The sequence below is a fragment of the Streptomyces sp. NPDC111628 genome, from assembly GCF_055635195.1.
The window spans coordinates 531734-551795 of the sequence record NZ_JBVKBZ010000004.1 but is presented as its reverse complement, the minus strand read 5'-3'; the positions used below and the strand labels follow the sequence as shown (position 1 = coordinate 551795).

Sequence of the window (20062 nt, the reverse complement as noted above, 5' to 3'; positions counted from 1 at the left end):
AGCGGCCGGGGAAACGTGTGGCCCCGGCCGAACGGAATCCGTTCGGACGGGGCCACACGTTTCGCGACAGGTGCCGGATCGGACAGGTGCCGGATCAGCCCTCGTCGGTGGCGGCCGTGACCGAGGACGGCGCCTGCTGGGCGGCCGCCGCGGTCTTCTTCGACGCCGTCTTCTTGGCCGTGGCCTTCTTGGCGGTCGTCGTCTTGGCCGCCTTCTTGGCCGTGGCCTTCTTCGCGGTCGTCGTCTTCTTGGCCGCGGTCTTCTTGGTGGCGGCCTTCTTCGCCGTCGCCTTCTTGGCCGTCTTGCGAGCCGCCGCCTTCTTGGCCGGGGCGGCCTCCTCGGCCTCGGGCTGTGCGTCCGGTGCCTCGGGCTGTGCGTCCGGTGCCTCGTCCGCCGGGGCCGACGGGACGACCACGACGGCCGCCTCCTCGGACGCGGTGGACGTGGTGGGCTTGCGCACCGCGCGGCGGCGCGGGCGGGCCGGGGCGGCGCTCTCGGCCGGCTCGGCGACGGCCGGGGCCGCCTCCGGTGCCTGCTCGGGCTCCGGCGCGGACTGCTCGGACACCGCGGTGGTCTCCGGGACCGTCAGTACGGCGGCTTCGGCCCCCTCGGGCGAACCGGCCGGTGCGGACACCTTCCGGGTGGCCCGGCGGCGGGTACGGCCCTTGGGCGCGGCCTCCTCCGACGCGGGCGCCGCGGTCTCGGCCGCAGCGGCCGGGGCGGGGGCGCCGGAGACGGCGTCCTCGACGGCGGCGGGCTCGGCCAGCACCTCGGCGGCGGGCTCGCGCCGTACGGGACGCTCGACCTCCTCCCGCACCGTGACGTCCTGCGCGGTCGGCACCTCGGCGGGTGCGGCCGCTGCCTTGGCGGCCTCGCCCTTCGCCGCCTTGGGTGCACCCGCCGGGGCGGACGCCCGACGGCTCGCGCGACGCCGGCCACGACCGCGCGTGGCGGCCGCCTCGGCCTCGGCGGCGCTGCTGTACAGCTCCTCGTCCGCGCTGAAGTCGGGCGCGGGGAGGGCGACCGGCTCGGCCACCTCGGCGGCCACCTCGGTCTCGGACTCGGTGTCCGCCTCCTGCTCCGGCGTCGGCCCGGTCTCGACCCCGGCGACGGCCTCGTGCTCGTGCGGCTGGTCGGCCCCGGCACGCGCCCGCTTGCGGCGCTTGCCACCGCCGCCACCGGCCGACGACGGCTGGTCGAGGTGGACGATGACACCGCGGCCGTTGCAGTGGACGCAGGTCTCCGAGAAGGACTCCAGCAGCCCCTGGCCGACCCGCTTGCGGGTCATCTGGACCAGGCCCAGCGAGGTCACCTCGGCGACCTGGTGCTTGGTCCGGTCCCGGCCCAGGCACTCCAGCAGGCGCCGAAGGACCAGGTCCCGGTTGGACTCGAGCACCATGTCGATGAAGTCGATGACGATGATGCCGCCGAGGTCGCGCAGCCGGAGCTGGCGCACGATCTCCTCGGCCGCCTCCAGGTTGTTCCTGGTGACCGTCTCCTCGAGGTTGCCGCCCTGACCGGTGAACTTGCCGGTGTTGACGTCGACGACGATCATCGCCTCGGTCCGGTCGATCACCAGCGAACCGCCGCTGGGCAGCCAGACCTTGCGGTCCAGCGCCTTGGCGAGCTGCTCGTCGATCCGGTACGTGGCGAAGACGTCGACCTCGCTGGTCCACTTGGACAGCCGCTCGGCGAGGTCCGGCGCCACGTGGGACACGTAGCCGTGGATGGTCTGCCAGGCGTCGTCGCCGCTGACGACGACCTTGGAGAAGTCCTCGTTGAAGATGTCGCGCACGACCCGGACGGTCATGTCCGGCTCGCCGTAGAGCAGCGAGGGCGCGTTCGAGCTGCCGCCGCTCTTCGCCTTCTTCTGGATGTCCTCCCACTGCGCCTGGAGCCGCTCGACGTCGCGGCGCAGCTCGTCCTCGCTGGCGCCCTCGGCGGCGGTGCGCACGATGACGCCCGCGTCCTCCGGGACGATCTTCTTCAGGATCGACTTCAGCCGGGACCGCTCGGTGTCGGGCAGCTTGCGGCTGATACCGGTCATCGAGCCCTCGGGCACGTAGACCAGGTAGCGGCCGGGCAGCGAGACCTGGCTGGTCAGGCGGGCGCCCTTGTGACCGATCGGGTCCTTGGTGACCTGCACCAGGACCGGCTGGCCGGACTTGAGGGCGGACTCGATGCGCCGCGGCCCGTTGGCCATGCCCAGCGCCTCGAAGTTGACCTCACCGGCGTACAGGACGGCGTTGCGGCCCTTGCCGATGTCGATGAAGGCGGCCTCCATCGACGGCAGCACGTTCTGCACCTTGCCGAGGTAGACGTTGCCGACGTACGAGGTGGCCTGCTCCTTGTTGACGTAGTGCTCGACGAGCACGCCGTCCTCCAGGACGCCGATCTGGGTGCGCTCGCCGTGCTGGCGGACGACCATGACGCGCTCGACGGCCTCGCGGCGGGCCAGGAACTCGGCCTCGGTGATGATCGGCACGCGCCGGCGGCCCTGCTCGCGGCCCTCCCGGCGGCGCTGCTTCTTGGCCTCCAGACGGGTCGAGCCCTTGATGGACTGCACCTCGTCGGACGGCTCGCTCTTCTCCCGCGCCGGCCGCGGCTCACGCACCTTGACGACGGTGCGCTCGGGGTCGTCGGTGGCGGAGTCGGCCTCGCCCGAGCCGTCCCCGGCCCGGCGGCGACGGCGACGACGGCGCCGGCTGCTGCTGGAACCGCCGCTCTCGCCGGCGGCCTCCTCGCTCTCCTCGGCGTCCTCGTCCGCCTGCTCGGCGGTGTCCGAAGCGTCCTGATCGGCCTGATCGGCGCCGGTGTGCTCGCCCTCGCCGTCGGTCAGGTCGCCGTCGGCGGAGTCGCCCCGGCGACGGCGACGGCCGCCCCGGCGACGACGGCGGCGCGAACCGGACTCCTCGTAGCCGTCGGCGTCGTCGTGCTCGTCGCCCGACTCGTCGGCCTCGGACTCGACCTCGGTCTCGGTTTCGGCGTCGGCCCGGGACCGGTCCTCGGTCGCGGGCTCGTGCTCGGTGACGGCGGCCGTGGCCCGCTCCTCGGCGGCCTCCTCGGCGGCGGCACCCCGGCGCTTGCGACGGCGGCGGGAAGCGGCGGGCTGCTCCTCCGGAGCGGCCTCCACGCTCTCCTCGACCGGCTTCGCCGGCTCGGCACCGGCTGCTTCGGCGGCGGCCTCGGCCGCGGCCCGCTCGGGCGTCTGGAACTGCGGCTCGGCGAACACGGGCGCCTGGAACACGGCGACCGCGGGACGCGACGGGCGCTTGGGCGCCTCCGCCTCGTCGGACGCCGCGGCGGCGGTCTGCGCCGGGGCGGCGAAACCGGTGGCGGCCTTGCGGGTGGACCGGCGGCGCGCACGGCGCGGCGCGGCGTCCTCGCCGGACTCGGCGGCCTCGGCGGGCGCGGCGGCGTCCGCGGCCTTCGCGGCCTCGGAAGTGTCCGCGGCCTTCGCGGGCTCGGGGGCGGCGGCCTCGGACTCGCTCGCCTCGGCCGGGGCGGACACGCGGCGCGTGGCACGACGACGGGTGCGGCCCTTGGGCGCGGCGCTCTCGGCCTCGGCCTCGGTCTCCGCTTCTTCCTCCGTCTCGGCCTCGGCGGGCTCCGGGGCCACGGCGGCGGCAGGCTCGCTGACGGTCGGCTCGGCGGCCGTCGGCTCGCTGGCCGAGGTCACGCTGCGCGTGGCACGACGGCGGGTACGCCCCTTGGGCGCGGCACTCTCGGTGGTCTCGACGGGCTCCGTGGCCTCCTCGGCCGGCGCCGGCGTCTCGGCGGGGGCCGCGGACACGACGGTCTCGGCCGCTTCCACGGCCTCGGGAGCCCCGGCGGGCGCGGAGGCACGACGTACCGCACGGCGCCGCGGCCGGGCGGGAGCCGCGGGCTCCGGCGCCGGCTCGGAGGCCTCGGCCACCTCGGCGGGGGCCGGCTCGGCCGGCGCGACGGTCTCCGCCGGCGCCTCGGAACCGCCGGACGGCGGACCCGCCGGGCGGGACGCGGCCCTGCGCCGCCGACGCGGCGGCAGGGTGTCGCTGGGGGTGTTCGACTCGGAGTCCGTCGTGGTCGAGGACTCAGTGGATTCGGTCGGTTCGAGCATGCGGGGGTTTCTCCCGTCAGGCTCCCGGGCGCCGCGCCTGGTCCGGCATCGACATGTCGACCGCCGGTGACGTCCGCGGCGCGCGCGGTGCGCGGTCGCCGCCGTCCGGGGCGCGGGCGCCGCTCGGAAGCTCATCCGTGTCTTGTCTCGCCGGTTCCGTACCCCTTGGCGTGCACGGCCTGGCGAAAGTCTTGTGGTCGGTGCGCTGCCCGACCCAGGTGGCTCCCGAGTTCGAGGGCGGCGCTACGACGTCCGTCCCTACGCGGAACCTTCCTTACGCCGGCGCCTTCGCGGCGGCGGAAGCGGCGGCCGGATGCGGCTCGGGCGCTTCTGCCTCGCGGTCGGGCGCGAGCGGGTCGGTCACCGCACCGGTCTCTTCATCGAACAGCCCCTGCGCCAGCCTGGTCACCGCTGCGGGGACCGGCGGCGCCAGGTCGGCCACGGCGCGAAGACCGGACAGGACGTCGTCGGGTCGTACGGCAGGCGTCACGTGCCGAACAACCAGCCGCAGTATCGCACAGGGCCGGTCGCTCGGCCTATCAGCCGGTGAACCGTGCGTGGTGACGCTCTCCAGGTGCGCGACGGCGGAGCGGGTGTCGAAGGTACGGACGCCGTTCTTCGTACGGCGCTGCACCTCCACCGCCGGGGCCGCGACGAAGGCCGCGACGGCCCTCTCGGCCTCGGCGGGCTCCACACCGTCCAGCCGCAGCTCCCACACGGAGGCCGTCAGCCGGTCGGCGAGCCCGGAGGTCCGGGCCTCCACCGCGTCGACGACGTCGAGCCCGGTGGGCAGCGACTCGTCGAGGAGCAGCCTCAACCGCTCCGGGTCGCGCGCTTCGGTGAGCGCGATCTCCAGATACTCCGCCTCACTGCCCGTGCCGGTGGGTGCGGCATTGGCGTACGACACCTTCGGGTGCGGGGTGAACCCCGCCGAGTACGCCATCGGCACCTCGGCGCGGCGCAGCGCACGCTCGAAGGCGCGCTGGAAGTCACGGTGGCTGGTGAACCGGAGGCGGCCGCGCTTGGTGTAGCGCAGTCGAATGCGCTGCACCGCGGGAACGGGCGGCGGGCCTACGGGCTGTCGCTTGCCCAGGGGAACTTCTCCTTGTGTACGGCCGGCGGGACGGGCATCACCCTCACCTCGACGGGGGCGTGGCGCCCGGCCCTCTCCTCTAGAGTACGCGTTCCGGCCGCTGCGGGTTCCCGCCGCTACACGAACCGCCACGACGGGACGCCGTCCGGCGTCCGACCGTCGTGGCGGTTCGGTTCAGGGCACGCGTCGCTCAGGCGAGGTCGCTCCGCGACCAGGTCCAGCTGCCGCCGTCGGCGCTGTCCCACACCTTCACCGGCTTGGCGAAGCCGGAAGCCGTGCTGCTCAGCGTCCACAGGCCGGTGCGGTTGCCGGTACCGTCCGCCCGCGCACCGTAGTCGTACAGCACACCGACGTCACCACGGCCGTCACCGTCGAAATCGCCCGCGACCGGCTTCGACCTGCTCCAGGACCAGCTGCCGCTGACCGCGCTGTCCCACTCCCTGACCGGCTTGGCGAAACCGGAACCCGTGCTGCTCAGCGTCCACAGCGTCGTGCGGTTCCCGCCGCCGTCCGCGCGTACGCCGTTGTCGTACAGCACACCGACGTCACCGCGGCCGTCACCGTCGAAGTCACCGGAGACCAGCTCCGAGCTGCTCCAGGTCCAGCTGCCGGCGCCGTCGCCGCTGTCCCAGACCTTCACCGGCTTGGCGAAGCCGGAAGCCGTGCTCCTGAGCGTCCACAGGCCGGTGCGGTTGCCGGTACCGTCCGCCCGCGCACCGTAGTCGTACAGCACACCGACGTCACCACGGCCGTCACCGTCGAAGTCACCGGCGACCGGCTTCGACTTGTCCCCGGACCAGCTGCCGCTGACCGCGCTGTCCCATGCCATGACCGGCTTGGCGAAACCGGAACCCGTGCTCCTCAGCGTCCACAGCGTCGTGCGGTTCCCGCCGCCGTCCGCGCGTACGCCGTTGTCGTACAGCACACCGACGTCGTCGCGGCCGTCGCCGTCGAAGTCGCCGACGACCGGCTGGGAGCGGCTCCACGTCCAGCTGCCGCCGTCCAGGCTGTCCCACACCCGCACCGGCTCGGCGAAGCCGGCACCGGTGTTGGTGAACGTCCACAGCGCGGTGCGGTTGCCGGTGCCGTCCGGTCGCGCGCCGTTGTCGTAGAGCACGCCGATGTCGCTGCGGCCGTCGCCGTCGAAGTCACCGGCGAACGTCTTCGAGCGGCTCGCGTTCCAGCTGCCGAAGTCCGCACTGTCCCACCGGCGCTGCGGCGCGGCGAAGCCGGACTCCCCGCTGGTCAGCGACCAGATCGTGGTGCCGAAGCCCCCGCTCGTGGTGGCGCCGTTGTCGTAGAGCACGCCCACGTCGCTGCGGCCGTCACCGTTGAAGTCGGCCCTCGGGGTGGACCGGGCGGTGGCGGTGATCCAGTCCCGGACGTCGTCGACGCGGGTGCTGACCGCACTGGCGGCGGTCCCCTCCGGGGCCTCGTTGCCGAAGCAGCCCACCTGGTTGGAGCGGCTGCTGACCGCGACCAGCGCCAGCGTGCCGTCCACCGTGCCCACGGCGGGACCACCGGCGTCGCCCTGGCAGACCGACGCGCCGTTCTTCCCGGCGAGGGTGAGATCGCCGCCGTCGACGGCGGTGACGGCGAACGTCCCGGTGTGCCTTTCGAGCGGCACCCACTCGCTCGCCGTGCGGCCGTGTCCCGCGACGGTCAGTTCCTGTCCCGCGGCGGGCGCGGTGGCGGCCACCGGAACGGGCGCCACACCCCGCACGGGCTGCGCGAGACGGGCCAGCACGAGGTCGCGCTCACCGTGCGGACGGAGCTCCACCACGGTGCGGGCCTGACCGTCGCCCACGGTCGCGACGGTCTTCAGCGGGGGCGGCCCGGCCGGCAGCGAGAGGTCGGAGGCGGGGTTGTCGACGAAGCAACTGGCCGCCGTGAGCACCCACTCGGGGGTGACCAGCGAGCCCGAGCAGCCCCGCTGGTGGTCGCCGACCACCAGCCGGGCGGTGAAGCCGTAGTCGGCCCCGGCGCCGGGCTGACCGACCACCGCCTGCGTCGGAGCGGCGGCCAGGAACAGCAGCGGCGCCACGCCGAGCAGCGCCGCGGCCCTGACCCCGGCGGCACGCCGGGATACGCCCCGTCTGAGGCGGTTGGGAGGTGTAACGATCTTGCCACGTGCGTTCATCGCAGTCCTAGGGATCGTCCGGCCTTACGGGCTGAAGGCTGCGGTCCGCCGACTGCTTTTCACTTGTCGAAGGGCACCCGGATCCGCCGAAACGCACAGTCCGTCCACCCCAGGTTCACAAGAAGAACCCCGTACCCGCACCCCTCCACCATCCAAGACGACGCTTCACGATCTCGTCCACGGGTTCGAAGCAAGGCAAACTGACCGTATGTCACGAACAACCCGTGACCTGTGTCACTTCACCGTCAGCGGCAGCAGCTTCTTGCCGGTCGGGCCGACCTGGATCTCGGTGTCCATCGCCGGGCATGGCCCGCACTACAACCGCTCAGGCTTGTCGCAGAGAAAGAGACAACCGGCGCCGCTCGCGGTCGATGTCCGTGACGACGACCGTGAGTTCCTCGCCCACCTGCACAACGTCCTCAGGTGCCCTACCGGGATCCGCACTCAGCTCGGGCAAGTGCACCAAGCCCTCGACGTCCTCTGCGACCCGCACGAAGACGCCGAACGGGAGAACCTTGGTCACCTGTCCGGTCAGTCTCTGACCCACTGCGGTGCCGTCAAAGAGCCACTGAAGCGGGTCCAGCTGAGTGGCCCGCAAGGACAGCCGAGCCTCACCGTTCCACGTGTCGAACTGCAAGAACTCGCAGTACACGCGCTGCCCGACCTCAACGACCTCCGAGGCCGCCTCGAAGCGGCGCCAGGACAGCTCGGGATACGTGATGAAGCCGACGCCGGGATAGACCGGATGAGCGGGGCCCTCGTCCAGCGTCACGAAGACACCGAACGACTCGATCTTCGCCACCGTTCCGGTGAGACGTTGGCCGTAGCGGAGCCGCTTGAGGAACGCCCAGAGTTCCGGGTTCTCCGTGGCCGCCATCGACAGCCATACCCGGCCCTCCTCCAAGTCCACGGAGAGCACCTCGGCGGTGATCCGTTGACCGACCACAGCAGCATCAGCCCTGCGCCGTTGCCAGGAGACATCCAGCGGCCCCACCACCCCGAGTGGACGAGCGGCGAACCCGTCCAGGGTCACGGACACCTCAGACCGGGAGACCGCCGCCACCACACCACTGCAGCGATCACCGACCTGGATCGATGTCAGAAAGCTCCCTATGGCCTGATCAGCCGACGCATCCCCCATGCCGGCCAGGATCCCACACCGCCGCTAGGCCCACTCCACCTCACTCTGGATACTCGCGTGGCCCCCAGAGGCCGGCAGAGGCGTCCGTGGAGCGTCTCCAGTCGACTGCCGCGCCTTCACAGACCCGAGCGAACCGAGCACCGCGGCCACCTCATCCTCTGTGGCATCCGCCACAGCCTCAGCTATGCGCCGCAGTGGCTCAGTCATCCCCCGCTCCCCCGTATCCGCAGGTCAGCCGGACTTCTTGACCGTCAGCGGCAGGAGCTTCTTGCCCGTCGGGCCCGTTTGTGGCCATGTGTCGAACTGGGGGCAGACGCCGCAGTCGAAGCACGGGGTCCAGCGGCAGTCGTCGACCTCGGTCTCGTCGAGGGCGTCCTGCCAGTCCTCCCAGAGCCACTCCTTGTCGAGGCCGGAGTCGAGGTGGTCCCAGGGCAGGACCTCCTCGTAGCCGCGCTCGCGGGTGGTGTACCAGTCGACGTCGACGCCGGTGGGCTCCAGGGCCTTGTCGGCGCAGGCCATCCAGCGGTCGTAGGAGAAGTGCTCGCGCCAGCCGTCGAAGCGGCCGCCGTCCTCGTAGACGGCGCGGATGACGGCGCCCAGGCGGCGGTCGCCGCGGGAGAGGAGGCCCTCGACGATGCCGGGCTTGCCGTCGTGGTAGCGGAAGCCGATGGAGCGGCCGTACTTCTTGTCGCCGCGGATCTTGTCGCGGAGCTTCTGGAGGCGGGCGTCCGTCTCCTCCGCCGACAGTTGCGGGGCCCACTGGAAGGGGGTGTGGGGCTTGGGGACGAAGCCGCCGATGGAGACCGTGCAGCGGATGTCGCCGGAGCCGGAGACCTCGCGGCCCTTGGCGATGACCCGGGTGGCCATGTCGGCGATCTGGAGGACGTCGTCGTCGGTCTCGGTGGGCAGGCCGCACATGAAGTACAGCTTCACCTGGCGCCAGCCGTTGCCGTAGGCGGTCGCGACGGTGCGGATGAGGTCGTCCTCGGAGACCATCTTGTTGATGACCTTGCGGATGCGCTCGGAGCCGCCCTCGGGGGCGAAGGTGAGGCCGGAGCGGCGGCCGTTGCGGGTGAGCTCGTTGGCCAGGTCGATGTTGAAGGCGTCGACGCGGGTGGAGGGGAGGGACAGGCCGATCTTGTCCTCCTCGTACCGGTCGGCGAGGCCCTTGGCGACGTCGGCGATCTCCGTGTGGTCGGCGGAGGAGAGGGAGAGGAGGCCGACCTCCTCGAAGCCCGTCGCCTTCAGGCCCTTGTCGACCATCTCGCCGATGCCGGTGATGGAGCGCTCGCGCACCGGGCGGGTGATCATGCCGGCCTGGCAGAAGCGGCAGCCTCGGGTGCAGCCGCGGAAGATCTCCACGGACATCCGCTCGTGGACGGTCTCGGCGAGCGGGACGAGGGGCTGCTTGGGGTACGGCCACTCGTCGAGGTCCATGACGGTGTGCTTCGAGACCCGCCACGGGACGCCGGAGCGGTTGGGGACGACGCGGGCGATGCGGCCGTCGGGGAGGTACTCGACGTCGTAGAAGGCGGGGACGTAGACGCCGCCGGTCTTCGACAGGCGGAGCAGGAGTTCCTCGCGGCCTCCCGGGCGGCCCTCGGCCTTCCAGGCGCGGATGATCGCGGTGACTTCCAGGACGGCCTGTTCGCCGTCGCCGATGACCGCGCAGTCGATGAAGTCGGCGATCGGCTCCGGGTTGAAGGCCGCGTGACCGCCGGCCAGGACGATCGGGTCGTCGATGCCGCGGTCCGCCGCTTCCAGCGGGATGCCCGCCAGATCGAGGGCGGTGAGCATGTTGGTGTAGCCCAGCTCCGTGGAGAAGGAGAGGCCGAAGACGTCGAAGGCGCCGACCGGGCGGTGGCTGTCGACGGTGAACTGCGGGACGGAGTGCTCCCGCATCAGCTCCTCGAGGTCCGGCCAGACGCTGTAGGTGCGCTCGGCGAGGACGCCCTGCTGCTCGTTGAGCACCTCGTAGAGGATCATGACGCCCTGGTTGGGCAGGCCGACCTCGTAGGCGTCGGGGTACATCAGGGCCCAGCGGACGTCGCAGGATGCCCACTCCTTGACCGTGGAGTTCAGCTCTCCGCCGACGTACTGGATCGGCTTCTGCACATGCGGGAGCAGTGCTTCGAGCTGCGGAAACACGGACTCGGCGGCCGGGGAGGCTTCGGCAGGCATCTCACGGGACCTTCGTGTGCTGACAAGGGGGACCATCCAGCCTAACCCGGCCGGGACGGTCCCCCTTACCGCGCACGTCTCGGGCGGCGTACCGCGCACGCCCCAGTGCCGGGTTACGCCGACATCGGTCTCTGCACGGTGATCGACTGGAGCAGGCCGACCGCTATCCACACGGCGAACATGGAGGAGCCGCCGTAGGAGACGAAGGGCAGGGGCAGGCCGGTGACCGGCATGATGCCGAGGGTCATGCCGACGTTCTCGAAGGTCTGGAAGGCGAACCACGCGACGATCCCCGCGGCGACCACCGTGCCGTACAGGTCGGGGGTGCCGCGGGCGATGCGGCAGGCGCGCCAGAGGACCACGCCGAGCAGGGCGATGATGAGGCCCGCGCCGAGGAAGCCCAGTTCCTCGCCGGCGACGGTGAAGACGAAGTCGGTCTGCTGCTCGGGGACGAACCGGCCGGTGGTCTGGGAGCCCTCGAAGAGTCCTGAGCCGGTGAGTCCGCCGGAGCCGATGGCGATGCGGGCCTGGTTGGTGTTGTAGCCGACGCCCGCGGGGTCGAGGGCGGGGTTGGCGAAGGCGGCGAAGCGGGCGATCTGGTAGTCGTCCAGGATGCCGAGCTGCCAGACGGCGAGCGCGCCCGCCGTGCCGGCGCCGAGCAGGCCGAAGATCCAGCGGTTGCTGGCGCCGGAGGCGAGCAGGATGCCGAGCACGATGATGACCATGACCATGACCGACCCGAGGTCGGGCATGAGCATCACGATGAGCATCGGCACGGTGGCCAGGCCCAGGGCCTGGAGCACGGTGCGGTGGTCGGGGTGCGGCCGGTCCCCGGCGTCGACGCGTGCGGCCAGCAGCATCGCCATGCCCAGGATGATCGTGATCTTCACGAATTCCGAGGGCTGCAGGGAGAAGCCGCCGGGGAGCTTGATCCAGGAGTGGGCGCCGTTGATGGTCGAGCCGAGCGGGGTGAGCACCAGCAGGATCAGGAACACCGAGAAGCCGTACAGGAGCGGCACGGCGGTGCGCAGGGCGCGGTGGCCGAGCCAGACGGTGGCGACCATAAGGGCGAGCCCGATGCCGGTGTTCAGCAGGTGCCGGGTGAGGAAGTAGTACTGGTCGCCCTGGTTGAGTTCGGTGCGGTTGCGGGTCGCGGAGTAGACGAGCAGCGAGCCCATCAGGGAGAGCGCCACGGCGGCCGTCAGTATCGGCCAGTCGAGCCGCCGGGCCATGGAGTCCCGGGCGAAGAGGCGGGACCAGCCGCCCCTGTCGGGGCCGTATCCGGAGACGTGGAAGCTGTTGCCGGTCATGCGCGTGCCCTCCGGCTTCTTCCCCTGCCGCCCGGCCGGGCGCCGCGCCCGGAGCCGCGTGCGCCGCCTCGGCGTCGGTGGCGCCGGGTGTCGCGGTTCTCCCCGTTCTGGTTGGGGGTGGTGGCGGGCTGGTCCCCGTCCTGGACGGGGGCGTACTCCTCGTCCGGGGAGGCCTTCTCGTCGGGCTGGAGCTCCTTGACGACGTCCTTCGGCATCTTCGGGGAGAGGATGGTGCCGTCCGTCTTGATCTTCGGGAGGCTCGCCTGCGGCTTGGGCAGCAGCGCCTTCTTCGGGTCGATGTCGCCGTCGTCGGAGACGCCGTACAGCGCGTCGTAGATGTTGCGGACGGCCGGGCCGGAGGCGCCGGAGCCGGTGCCGCCCTGGGAGATCGTCATGACGATCGAGTAGTCCTTGGTGTACGTCGCGAACCAGGACGTGGTCTGCTTGCCGTAGACCTCGGCGGTACCGGTCTTGGCGTGCATCGGGATCTTGTCCTGCGGCCAGCCGACCTGGGCGAACCGCCAGGCGGCGGTGCCGCGGCTGGCGACGCCGGCGAGGGCCTCGTCCATCTTGGCCAGCGTGGTCTTGCTTATGGGCAGCTTGCCGTGGGCGGTGGGCTCGATCTCGCGGACCGACTTGCCGTCGGGGCTGACGACGGCCTTGCCGATGCTCGGGTCGTAGAGGGTGCCGCCGTTGGAGATGGCCGCGTAGATGGTGGCCATCTGGATGGGGGTGACGAGGGTGTCGCCCTGGCCGATGGAGTAGTTGATGGAGTCACCGGCGCGCATCTTGTTGCCGCTGTGGCAGTTCTCGTACGCGATCTTCTCGACGTAGGAGCCGTCCTTCTTGCCGGACTTGCACCAGGCGTCCTTGTTGGCCTCCCAGTAGTCCTGCTTCCACTGGCGGTCGGGGACGCGGCCGGTGACCTCGTTGGGGAGGTCGATGCCGGTCTTGGCGCCGAGGCCGAACTGGTGGGCGGCCTTGTAGAAGTAGTCGTTGGGGTTCTTGGGGTTCATCCCGCCGTCCTTCTTCCACTCCTGGTGGGACAGGCGGTAGAAGACGGTGTCGCAGGAGAGTTCCAGGGCGCGGCCGATGCTGATCATGCCTTCGTTGGCCGACTCGAAGTTCTTGAAGACCTGGCCGCCGACGTTGTAGGCGCTGGAGCAGTCGTAGTTGCCGTCGAAGTCGTAGCCGGCCTCGACCGCGCCGGCCGAGGAGACGACCTTGAAGATGGAGCCGGGGGCCGCCTGGCCCTGGGTGGCGCGGTTGAGCAGCGGGTAGTTGGAGTCCTTGCCGGTGAGCTTCTTGTAGTCCTTGGCGGAGATGCCGCCGACCCAGGCGTTGGGGTCGTAGTCGGGGTTGGAGGCCATGGCGACGACGCGGCCGGTCTTGGCCTCCATCACGACGACCGCTCCGGCGTCGGCCTCGTAGGTCCGGTTGGTGTTGCGGTCCATCTCCTTGCGGGCGGCCTTCATCGCCTCGTTCAGCTCGTACTCGGCGACCCGCTGGACGCGGGCGTCGATGCTGGTGACGAGGTTGGCGCCGGGGGTGCCCGGGTCGGACTCGGCCTGGCCGATGACGCGGCCGAGGTTGTCGACCTCGTAGCGGGTGACGCCGGCCTTGCCGCGCAGCGCCTTGTCGTACTGGCGCTCCAGGCCGGAGCGGCCGACCTGGTCGGAGCGCAGGTAGGGCGAGTCGGTGTCCTGGGCCTTCTGCAGTTCCTCGTCGGTGACCGGCGAGAGGTAGCCGAGGACCTGGGCGGTGTTGGACTTGCCGGGGGCGGCGTAGCGGCGTACGGCCATGGGTTCGGCGGTGATGCCGGGGAAGTCCTCGGCGCGTTCGCGGATCTGCAGGGCCTGCTTGACGGTGGCCTCGTCGGTGACGGGGATCGGCTGGTAGGGCGAGCCGTTCCAGCAGGGCTGCGGGGTCTCGGCGTCGCAGAGCCGGACCTTGTCGATGACGTCCTGGGGCTTCATGCCGAGGACACCGGCGAGCTTGGTGAGGACGGCCTTGCCGTCGTCCTTCATCTTCAGCAGGTCGGTGCGGGAGGCGGAGACGACGAGGCGGGTCTCGTTGTCGGCGAGGGCGACGCCGCGGGCGTCCAGGATCGAGCCGCGGGTGGCGGGCTGGACGACCTGCTGGACGTGGTTGCCGGAGGCCTCCTCGGCGTACTCGTCGCCCTGGCGGATCTGGAGGTACCAGAGGCGGCCGCCGAGGGTGGCGAGGAGGGAGAGGACGAGGATCTGGATGACGACGAGCCGGGTCTGGACGCGGGTGCTGCGGCCGGTCTCGGGGATATTGGTCACTGGTTCTGGCTCCCCCTCACGAAGTGTGTGCTGCTGGAGTGCTGCCGCCTGGTCACAGCCGCTTGACCCCCTTGATGCGCCCCGCGCGGGCCACGCGGGCGCGGGCCGTCTTCACCCGCAGCGCGTTGCGCTGTCTGCCGATGCGCAGGCCGGTGCCTCCGGAGAGCCAGCCGGAGGAGATGTCGGGGCTCTGGGCGGCGGAGTTGGTGTCGGCCAGCGGGTCGTTCTCGGCGCGCCGGGCGAGCGCCATGATGCCGGGGACGACGAAGGGCGCGAGCAGCAGGTCGTACAGGGCGGCCGTGAACAGCAGGCTGGGCAGGCCGACGTGGCGTGCTGCGGTGTCGCCGACGAGGGCGCCGACGCCCGCGTAGAGCAGGGTGGTGCCGACGGCGGCGGCGACCACGACGACCATGGGGCCGGTGGCCGAGCGGAGCCGTCCGTTGTCCGGTCGGGCGAGTCCGGCGAGGTAGCCGATGACGCAGAGCACGAGGGCGTAGCGGCCGGCGGCGTGGTCGGCGGGCGGGGCGAGGTCGGCGAGGAGTCCGGCGCCGAAGCCGACGAGGGCGCCGCCGACGTGGCCGTAGACCAGGGCGAGGCCGAGGACGGTGAGCAGCAGCAGGTCGGGGACGGCGCCGGGCAGGTGGAGGCGGGCGAGGACGCTCACCTGGATCACCAGGGCGACGACGACGAGGGCGACGGACAGCAGGATCCGGTTGACGCGCATGGGGTGAAGGCTCCTACGGCTCGGGCTGCTCGTTCTGCTGCTCTGTCTGGTCGTTCTGGCCGGTCGCGTCGTTCTGACCGGTCGCGTCGTTCTGACCGGTCGCGTCGTTCTGACCGGTCGCGTCGTTCTGACCGGTCGCGTCGTTCTGGGCCTGGCCCTCGGGGTCGGCCCCGGGGGTGACGGTGACCGTCACGGTCGGCGTGGGCTTCGGCTGCTTCTTCTCCGGGAGCACCGTGTCGCGCGGGTCCTTCGACGGCGCCTGGACGACGACGCCGACGATGTCGAGCTTGGTGAAGCTGACGAACGGCGTGACGTCGAGGATGCGGGTCAGGTCGCCGCCGTTGGGGTCGACGCGGGTGATGGTGCCGACGGGCACGCCCGGCACGAAGGGCTTGTCGGCCTGCGAGCCGAAGGTGACGAGGCGGTCGCCCTTCTTCACGTCGGCCTTGCCGTTGAGGAGTTCGACGCGAAGGGGGCGGCTGCCCTGGCCGGAGGCGAAGCCCAGTTCGTCACCGGACTCCATCCGGGTGCCGACGGTGAAGTCCGGGTCGTTGGCGAGCAGCACGGTGGCCGTGTTCGGGCCGACGGTGGTCACGCGTCCGACGAGGCCGTCGCCGTTGAGGACGGTCATGTCGCGCTTGACGCCGTCGTTGGCACCGGCGTCGATGGTGATGGTCCAGGAGAAGCCCTGGGCCGCTCCTATGGCGATGACCTGGGCGCCCTTGATGCCGTACTGCCCGGCGCCGGCCAGCCCGAGCATCTTGTCGAACTGCTTCAGCCGGCTGCGGCCGCGTTCGTCGCTGCCGAGCTTCGCCTTGAGGGCGGCGTTCTCCGTCTCCAGCCGCGCGAGCCGGTCGTGCCGGTCGCCGGAGTCGCGGATCGCGGAGACCGCGTTGCCGACCGGGTCGACCGCGGAGGAGACCCCGTTCTCGATCGGACCGAAGACGTTGGCGGCGGCCTGCCGGGCACCGTCGACCGGTGAGTCCTCCCCGCCGCGGATGTCCACCGTGATCAGTGCGAACGCGATGGCGATCAGCAGCACCAGGAGCAGCCGGCTCTCTTTCGTGTCCCTCACGTGCGGCGGCCGTGCCTTCCTCGTCGAAATTCGGGAATCTCGGAATGTACGTGGCGGTGTTCAGGAATTGAGCTGATTCGGTACGTCGGGCGCTTCACGCGCATCCGGTACCGCAACCCTCTATATCAACGATCCGCCGCACGAGAGGAGATCGTCTCGTACGGCGGAACCGAAGTGTTACGTCATCTGCGGGGCGAGGCGTCCAGCACCTGCTGGAGCGCCTCGAACTCCTCGACGCACTTGCCACTGCCGAGCGCCACGCTGTCCAGCGGGTCCTCGGCGATGTGGATCGGCATCCCGGTCTCCCGGCGCAGCCGTTCGTCGAGCCCGCGCAGCAGCGCGCCGCCGCCGGTCAGGACGATGCCCCGGTCCATGATGTCGCCGGACAGCTCCGGCGGACACTTGTCGAGGGTGGTCTTGACGGCGTCGACGATGGCGTTGACCGGCTCTTCGATCGCCTTGCGCACTTCGGCGGCGGAGATGACGACGGTCTTGGGCAGCCCGGAGACGAGGTCCCGGCCGCGGATTTCGGTGTGCTCGTCGGAGTCGAGGTCGTACGCCGAACCGACCGTGATCTTGATCTGTTCGGCCGTGCGCTCACCCAGCAGAAGGCTGTACTCCTTCTTCACGTGCTGGATGATCGCGTTGTCCAGCTCGTCACCCGCGACGCGGATGGACTGGGCGGTGACGATGCCGCCGAGCGAGATGACCGCGACCTCCGTGGTGCCGCCGCCGATGTCCACCACCATGTTGCCCGTGGCCTCGTGGACCGGCAGGCCGGAGCCGATGGCCGCGGCCATGGGCTCCTCGATGATGTGCACCTGTCGGGCGCCGGCCTGGGACGACGCCTCGATGACGGCGCGGCGCTCGACGCCGGTGATGCCCGAGGGCACACAGACGACGACCCGCGGCCGAGCCAGATACCGCCGCTTGTGGATCTTCAGGATGAAGTAGCGGAGCATCCGCTCGGTGATCTCGAAGTCGGCGATGACGCCGTCCTTCAGCGGGCGCACGGCAACGATGTTGCCGGGCGTGCGCCCGATCATCTTCTTCGCTTCGGCGCCGACCGCGAGGATGCCACCGGTGTTGGTGTTGATCGCGACGACGGACGGCTCGTTGAGTACGATCCCGCGACCCCTGACGTACACCAGCGTGTTGGCGGTCCCGAGGTCGACAGCCATGTCACGGCCGATGAACGACATTGAGTTCCCCATCAGGATTCGACTGGCCTTCCCTGGAGCTTTTGAGGGCTTTTCAGGTAGGCGAAGTGGGTGCAGTGACGCGTGGAGGCTTCCATCGTAGACGCGCTTTCGCGAACACTGCGCGAGGGTCTTCGCCATTGTCAGCAGATGGCGCACCGCCTCGCTTGTGGAGACGGGCCAACGGTGGGATCCGTTCCCCCGATCAGGCGTGCATATGCCACAGGGCGGTCGCTTTTACGCGACCGCCCCGGCTCCGCCCGGTCCATTCGACTGACATGGCGTCAGAAAAAAAGGTGTTCCCGGCGTGTCCCGAAGAAGGATCAGACCCGGCCCGGGAAGAAGATCTTCAGCTCGCGCTCGGCGGACTCCTCGGAGTCGGAGGCGTGGATCAGGTTCTCGCGGACGATCACACCGTAGTCCCCGCGGATGGAGCCCGGGGCGGCGGCGATCGGGTCGGTCGGACCGGCCAGCGCGCGCACACCCTCGATGACCCGCTCGCCCTCGACGACCATCGCCACGACCGGCCCGGACGCCATGAACTCGACCAACGGCTCGTAGAACGGCTTGCCCTTGTGCTCGCCGTAGTGCTGCTCCAGCGTCTCGGCGTCCAGGGTGCGCAGTTCCAGCGCGGTGATCTGCCAGCCGGCCTTGCGCTCGATGCGGCTGATGATCTCGCCGGTCAGGCCACGACGGACGGCGTCGGGCTTGAGGAGGACGAGGCTGCGCTGGGTCACGAGGGCTCCCTTGGAGATGTTCGACATGTGCGGTCGTGCGGGTGATGACAGAGGTTACCGGGCGTGTCGCGGCGTTCGTCACGCAGCGTCAGGCATACCGGGCCCGCCGGCCGCGTCCCGCACTCAGGCGGGGTCGGGTGCGGAGGCCTCGGCCTGGGCGGCGAACCTCGCCTTCGCCTCGTCGATCTTCCGCCCGTAGTGCACGGAGGCCCACCACAGGGCGGCGAAGATCGCGCCGAGGAAGAACATGGTCGGCACCACGAAGCCGGAGGCGATCAGCGCGATCTGCAGCGCCCAGCCGAGGGCGATCCCGCCGGGCCGGGTGATGACCCCGCACAGCAGCACGCTGAGGACCATCGCGATGCCGCTGACCGTCCACACCGTCCCCACCGACAGGTCCGGGTCCTTCATGGCGACCAGTCCGGCGAAGCCGATCACGAAGAACTCGCCGATCAGCGTCGAAGCACAGAGCGTACGCACGGTTACTCAGCCCCTCCTCAGGAGCAGTCGGGCCTCGCCGACGGTGATGACGGAACCGGTGACGAGCACACCGCCGCCCGCGAACTCGCCCTCCTCCTCGGCCAGCGTGATCGCGGCCTCCAGGGCGTCCGGCAGCCGCGGCTCGACCTGGACGCGGTCGTCGCCGAAGACCTCGACGGCGACCGCGGCCAGCTCGTCGGCGTCCATCGCGCGGTGGCTGGAGTTCTGGGTGACGACGACCTCGGCGAAGACCGGCTCGAAGGCTTCGAGGAGCCCCCGTACGTTCTTGTCGCCGCTGGCGCCGACCACCCCGATGAGGCGGCTGAACTGGAAGGCCTCCCCCACCGCCTCGGCGGTGACCCGGGCGCCGGCCGGGTTGTGCGCGGCGTCGAGGACCACGGTCGGCGAGCGCCGCACCACCTCCATCCGCCCCGGCGAGGCGACGGAGGCGAAGGCCTTGCGCACGGTGTCGACGTCCAGCGGCTCGGGGCGCTGCGCGCCGACGCCGAAGAACGCCTCGACGGCGGCCAGCGCGACCGCCGCGTTGTGCGCCTGGTGGGCGCCGTGCAGCGGCAGGTAGACCTCGGTGTACTCGCCGCCGAGCCCGCGCAGGGTGACCAGCTGCCCGCCGACGGCGACCTCGCGGGCGACGACGCCGAACTCCAGCCCCTCGCGGGCCACGGTGGCGTTGACGTCGACGGCCTTCTTCAGCATCACCTGCGCCGCGTCCACCGGCTGCTGGGCCAGGATCACGGTGGCGTCCTGCTTGATGATCCCGGACTTCTCGACCGCGATCTCGCCGGGCGTCCCGCCGAGCCGGTCGGTGTGGTCCAGGTCGATGGGGGTGACGACGGCGACGTCCCCGTCGATGACGTTGGTGGCGTCCCAGGAGCCGCCCATCCCGACCTCGACGACGGCCACGTCCACGGGGGCGTCGGCGAAGGCGGCGTACGCCATGCCGGTCAGCACCTCGAAGAAGGAGAGCCGGTACTCCTGCTGGCCGTCGACCATCTCGATGTACGGCTTGACGTCGTCGTAGGTCTCGACGAACCGCTCGGCGGAGATCGGCGCCCCGTCCAGGCTGATCCGCTCGGTGATCGACTGCACGTGCGGCGAGGTGTACCGCCCGGTGCGCAGCTCGAAGGCGCCGAGCAGGGCCTCGATCATGCGGGCGGTGGAGGTCTTGCCGTTGGTCCCGGTGATGTGGATGGAGGGGTACGAGCGCTGCGGCTCGCCCAGTACGTCCATCAGCGCGGCGATCCTGGTGACGGACGGCTCCAGCTTGGTCTCGCCCCAGCGGGTCGCGAGCTCCGTCTCGACGGCGCGCAGGGCCGCGTCCACCTCGGGGTCCTCGGGGCGCCCGGGGACGTCGGCCTCCGGGGGGCCGCCCTGGGTGCGCAGGGTGCGGCTGCCGGCCTCGATGACGGCGAGGTCGGGGTCGCGGGTGGTCTCCGCCGCGATGATCTCGTCGAAGTCGTCGGTGGGGTCGGGCTGGTCGTTCTGGCCGGGGTTGTCGCTCACGGGGACAGTCTACGTACCCCTAGCCGCGGGCAGACGTGCCGCTGGGGCGGCACGAC

The 20062-nt window shown here is 71.2% G+C and carries 13 protein-coding genes; all 13 read right to left on the bottom strand.

Annotated elements, in window-relative coordinates; all coding sequences use genetic code 11:
* Nucleotides 1-94: 94 nt before the first annotated feature.
* Nucleotides 95-4099 carry an Rne/Rng family ribonuclease gene (locus ACZ7MF_RS24440; RefSeq protein WP_471479733.1) on the bottom strand — a complete coding sequence of 1335 codons (4005 nt, stop codon included), beginning with the start codon at nucleotides 4097-4099 and terminating at the stop codon, nucleotides 95-97.
* Nucleotides 4100-4373: 274 nt separating this feature from the next.
* Nucleotides 4374-5150: a TIGR03936 family radical SAM-associated protein gene (locus ACZ7MF_RS24435; protein WP_356868945.1), complete on the bottom strand. Its 777-nt coding sequence runs from the start codon at nucleotides 5148-5150 to the stop codon at nucleotides 4374-4376.
* A 232-nt stretch (nucleotides 5151-5382) separates the two neighbouring features.
* Nucleotides 5383-7332 carry a trypsin-like serine protease gene (locus ACZ7MF_RS24430; RefSeq protein ID WP_471479731.1) on the bottom strand — a complete coding sequence of 650 codons (1950 nt, stop codon included), beginning with the start codon at nucleotides 7330-7332 and terminating at the stop codon, nucleotides 5383-5385.
* A gap of 325 nt (nucleotides 7333-7657) precedes the next feature.
* Nucleotides 7658-8473, bottom strand: a complete 816-nt coding sequence (locus tag ACZ7MF_RS24425; RefSeq protein WP_471479730.1) for a S1 RNA-binding domain-containing protein — start codon at nucleotides 8471-8473, stop codon at nucleotides 7658-7660.
* Between the two features lie 231 nt (nucleotides 8474-8704).
* Entirely contained in the window at nucleotides 8705-10654 is a 1950-nt protein-coding gene (locus ACZ7MF_RS24420) for a TIGR03960 family B12-binding radical SAM protein (RefSeq protein WP_471479728.1), read from the bottom strand.
* Between the two features lie 113 nt (nucleotides 10655-10767).
* Complete coding sequence (gene rodA / locus ACZ7MF_RS24415; protein ID WP_471479726.1) at nucleotides 10768-11964, bottom strand: rod shape-determining protein RodA; 1197 nt, start codon at nucleotides 11962-11964, stop codon at nucleotides 10768-10770.
* Nucleotides 11961-14270 (bottom strand): penicillin-binding protein 2, encoded by a 2310-nt coding sequence (gene mrdA / locus ACZ7MF_RS24410; protein WP_471479724.1) that lies wholly within the window; start codon nucleotides 14268-14270, stop codon nucleotides 11961-11963. Before mrdA ends, rodA begins: the two co-directional genes overlap by 4 nt.
* A gap of 52 nt (nucleotides 14271-14322) precedes the next feature.
* Nucleotides 14323-14994, bottom strand: coding sequence for a rod shape-determining protein MreD (gene mreD / locus ACZ7MF_RS24405; RefSeq protein WP_356867987.1), 672 nt, complete (start codon nucleotides 14992-14994; stop codon nucleotides 14323-14325).
* Nucleotides 14995-15007: 13 nt separating this feature from the next.
* Nucleotides 15008-16069 carry a rod shape-determining protein MreC gene (mreC, locus tag ACZ7MF_RS24400; protein ID WP_471479722.1) on the bottom strand — a complete coding sequence of 354 codons (1062 nt, stop codon included), beginning with the start codon at nucleotides 16067-16069 and terminating at the stop codon, nucleotides 15008-15010.
* A gap of 182 nt (nucleotides 16070-16251) precedes the next feature.
* A complete protein-coding gene (locus ACZ7MF_RS24395; protein ID WP_115742108.1) occupies nucleotides 16252-17271 on the bottom strand; it encodes a rod shape-determining protein in 1020 nt (339 codons plus the stop codon).
* Between the two features lie 320 nt (nucleotides 17272-17591).
* Nucleotides 17592-18005, bottom strand: a complete 414-nt coding sequence (gene ndk, locus ACZ7MF_RS24390) for a nucleoside-diphosphate kinase (RefSeq protein WP_356867991.1) — start codon at nucleotides 18003-18005, stop codon at nucleotides 17592-17594.
* A gap of 123 nt (nucleotides 18006-18128) precedes the next feature.
* The gene (locus tag ACZ7MF_RS24385) at nucleotides 18129-18485 is read right to left on the bottom strand and encodes a DUF4233 domain-containing protein (RefSeq protein WP_115742109.1); all 357 of its coding nucleotides are present in this window, start codon (nucleotides 18483-18485) and stop codon (nucleotides 18129-18131) included.
* Nucleotides 18486-18491: 6 nt separating this feature from the next.
* Nucleotides 18492-20006 (bottom strand): bifunctional tetrahydrofolate synthase/dihydrofolate synthase, encoded by a 1515-nt coding sequence (gene folC, locus ACZ7MF_RS24380; RefSeq protein ID WP_471479720.1) that lies wholly within the window; start codon nucleotides 20004-20006, stop codon nucleotides 18492-18494.
* Nucleotides 20007-20062 lie beyond the last annotated feature (56 nt).

Excerpts from the sequence above, each read along its gene's own strand:
- ACZ7MF_RS24430 (WP_471479731.1), bottom strand. The coding sequence starts at position 7,332 with ATGAACGCACGTGGCAAGATCGTTACACCTCCCAACCGCCTCAGACGG.
- rodA (WP_471479726.1), bottom strand. The coding sequence starts at position 11,964 with ATGACCGGCAACAGCTTCCACGTCTCCGGATACGGCCCCGACAGGGGC.
- ACZ7MF_RS24440 (WP_471479733.1), bottom strand. The coding sequence starts at position 4,099 with ATGCTCGAACCGACCGAATCCACTGAGTCCTCGACCACGACGGACTCC.
- ACZ7MF_RS24395 (WP_115742108.1), bottom strand. The coding sequence starts at position 17,271 with ATGTCGTTCATCGGCCGTGACATGGCTGTCGACCTCGGGACCGCCAAC.
- ACZ7MF_RS24420 (WP_471479728.1), bottom strand. The coding sequence starts at position 10,654 with ATGCCTGCCGAAGCCTCCCCGGCCGCCGAGTCCGTGTTTCCGCAGCTC.
- mreD (WP_356867987.1), bottom strand. The coding sequence starts at position 14,994 with ATGCGCGTCAACCGGATCCTGCTGTCCGTCGCCCTCGTCGTCGTCGCC.
- ACZ7MF_RS24425 (WP_471479730.1), bottom strand. The coding sequence starts at position 8,473 with ATGGGGGATGCGTCGGCTGATCAGGCCATAGGGAGCTTTCTGACATCG.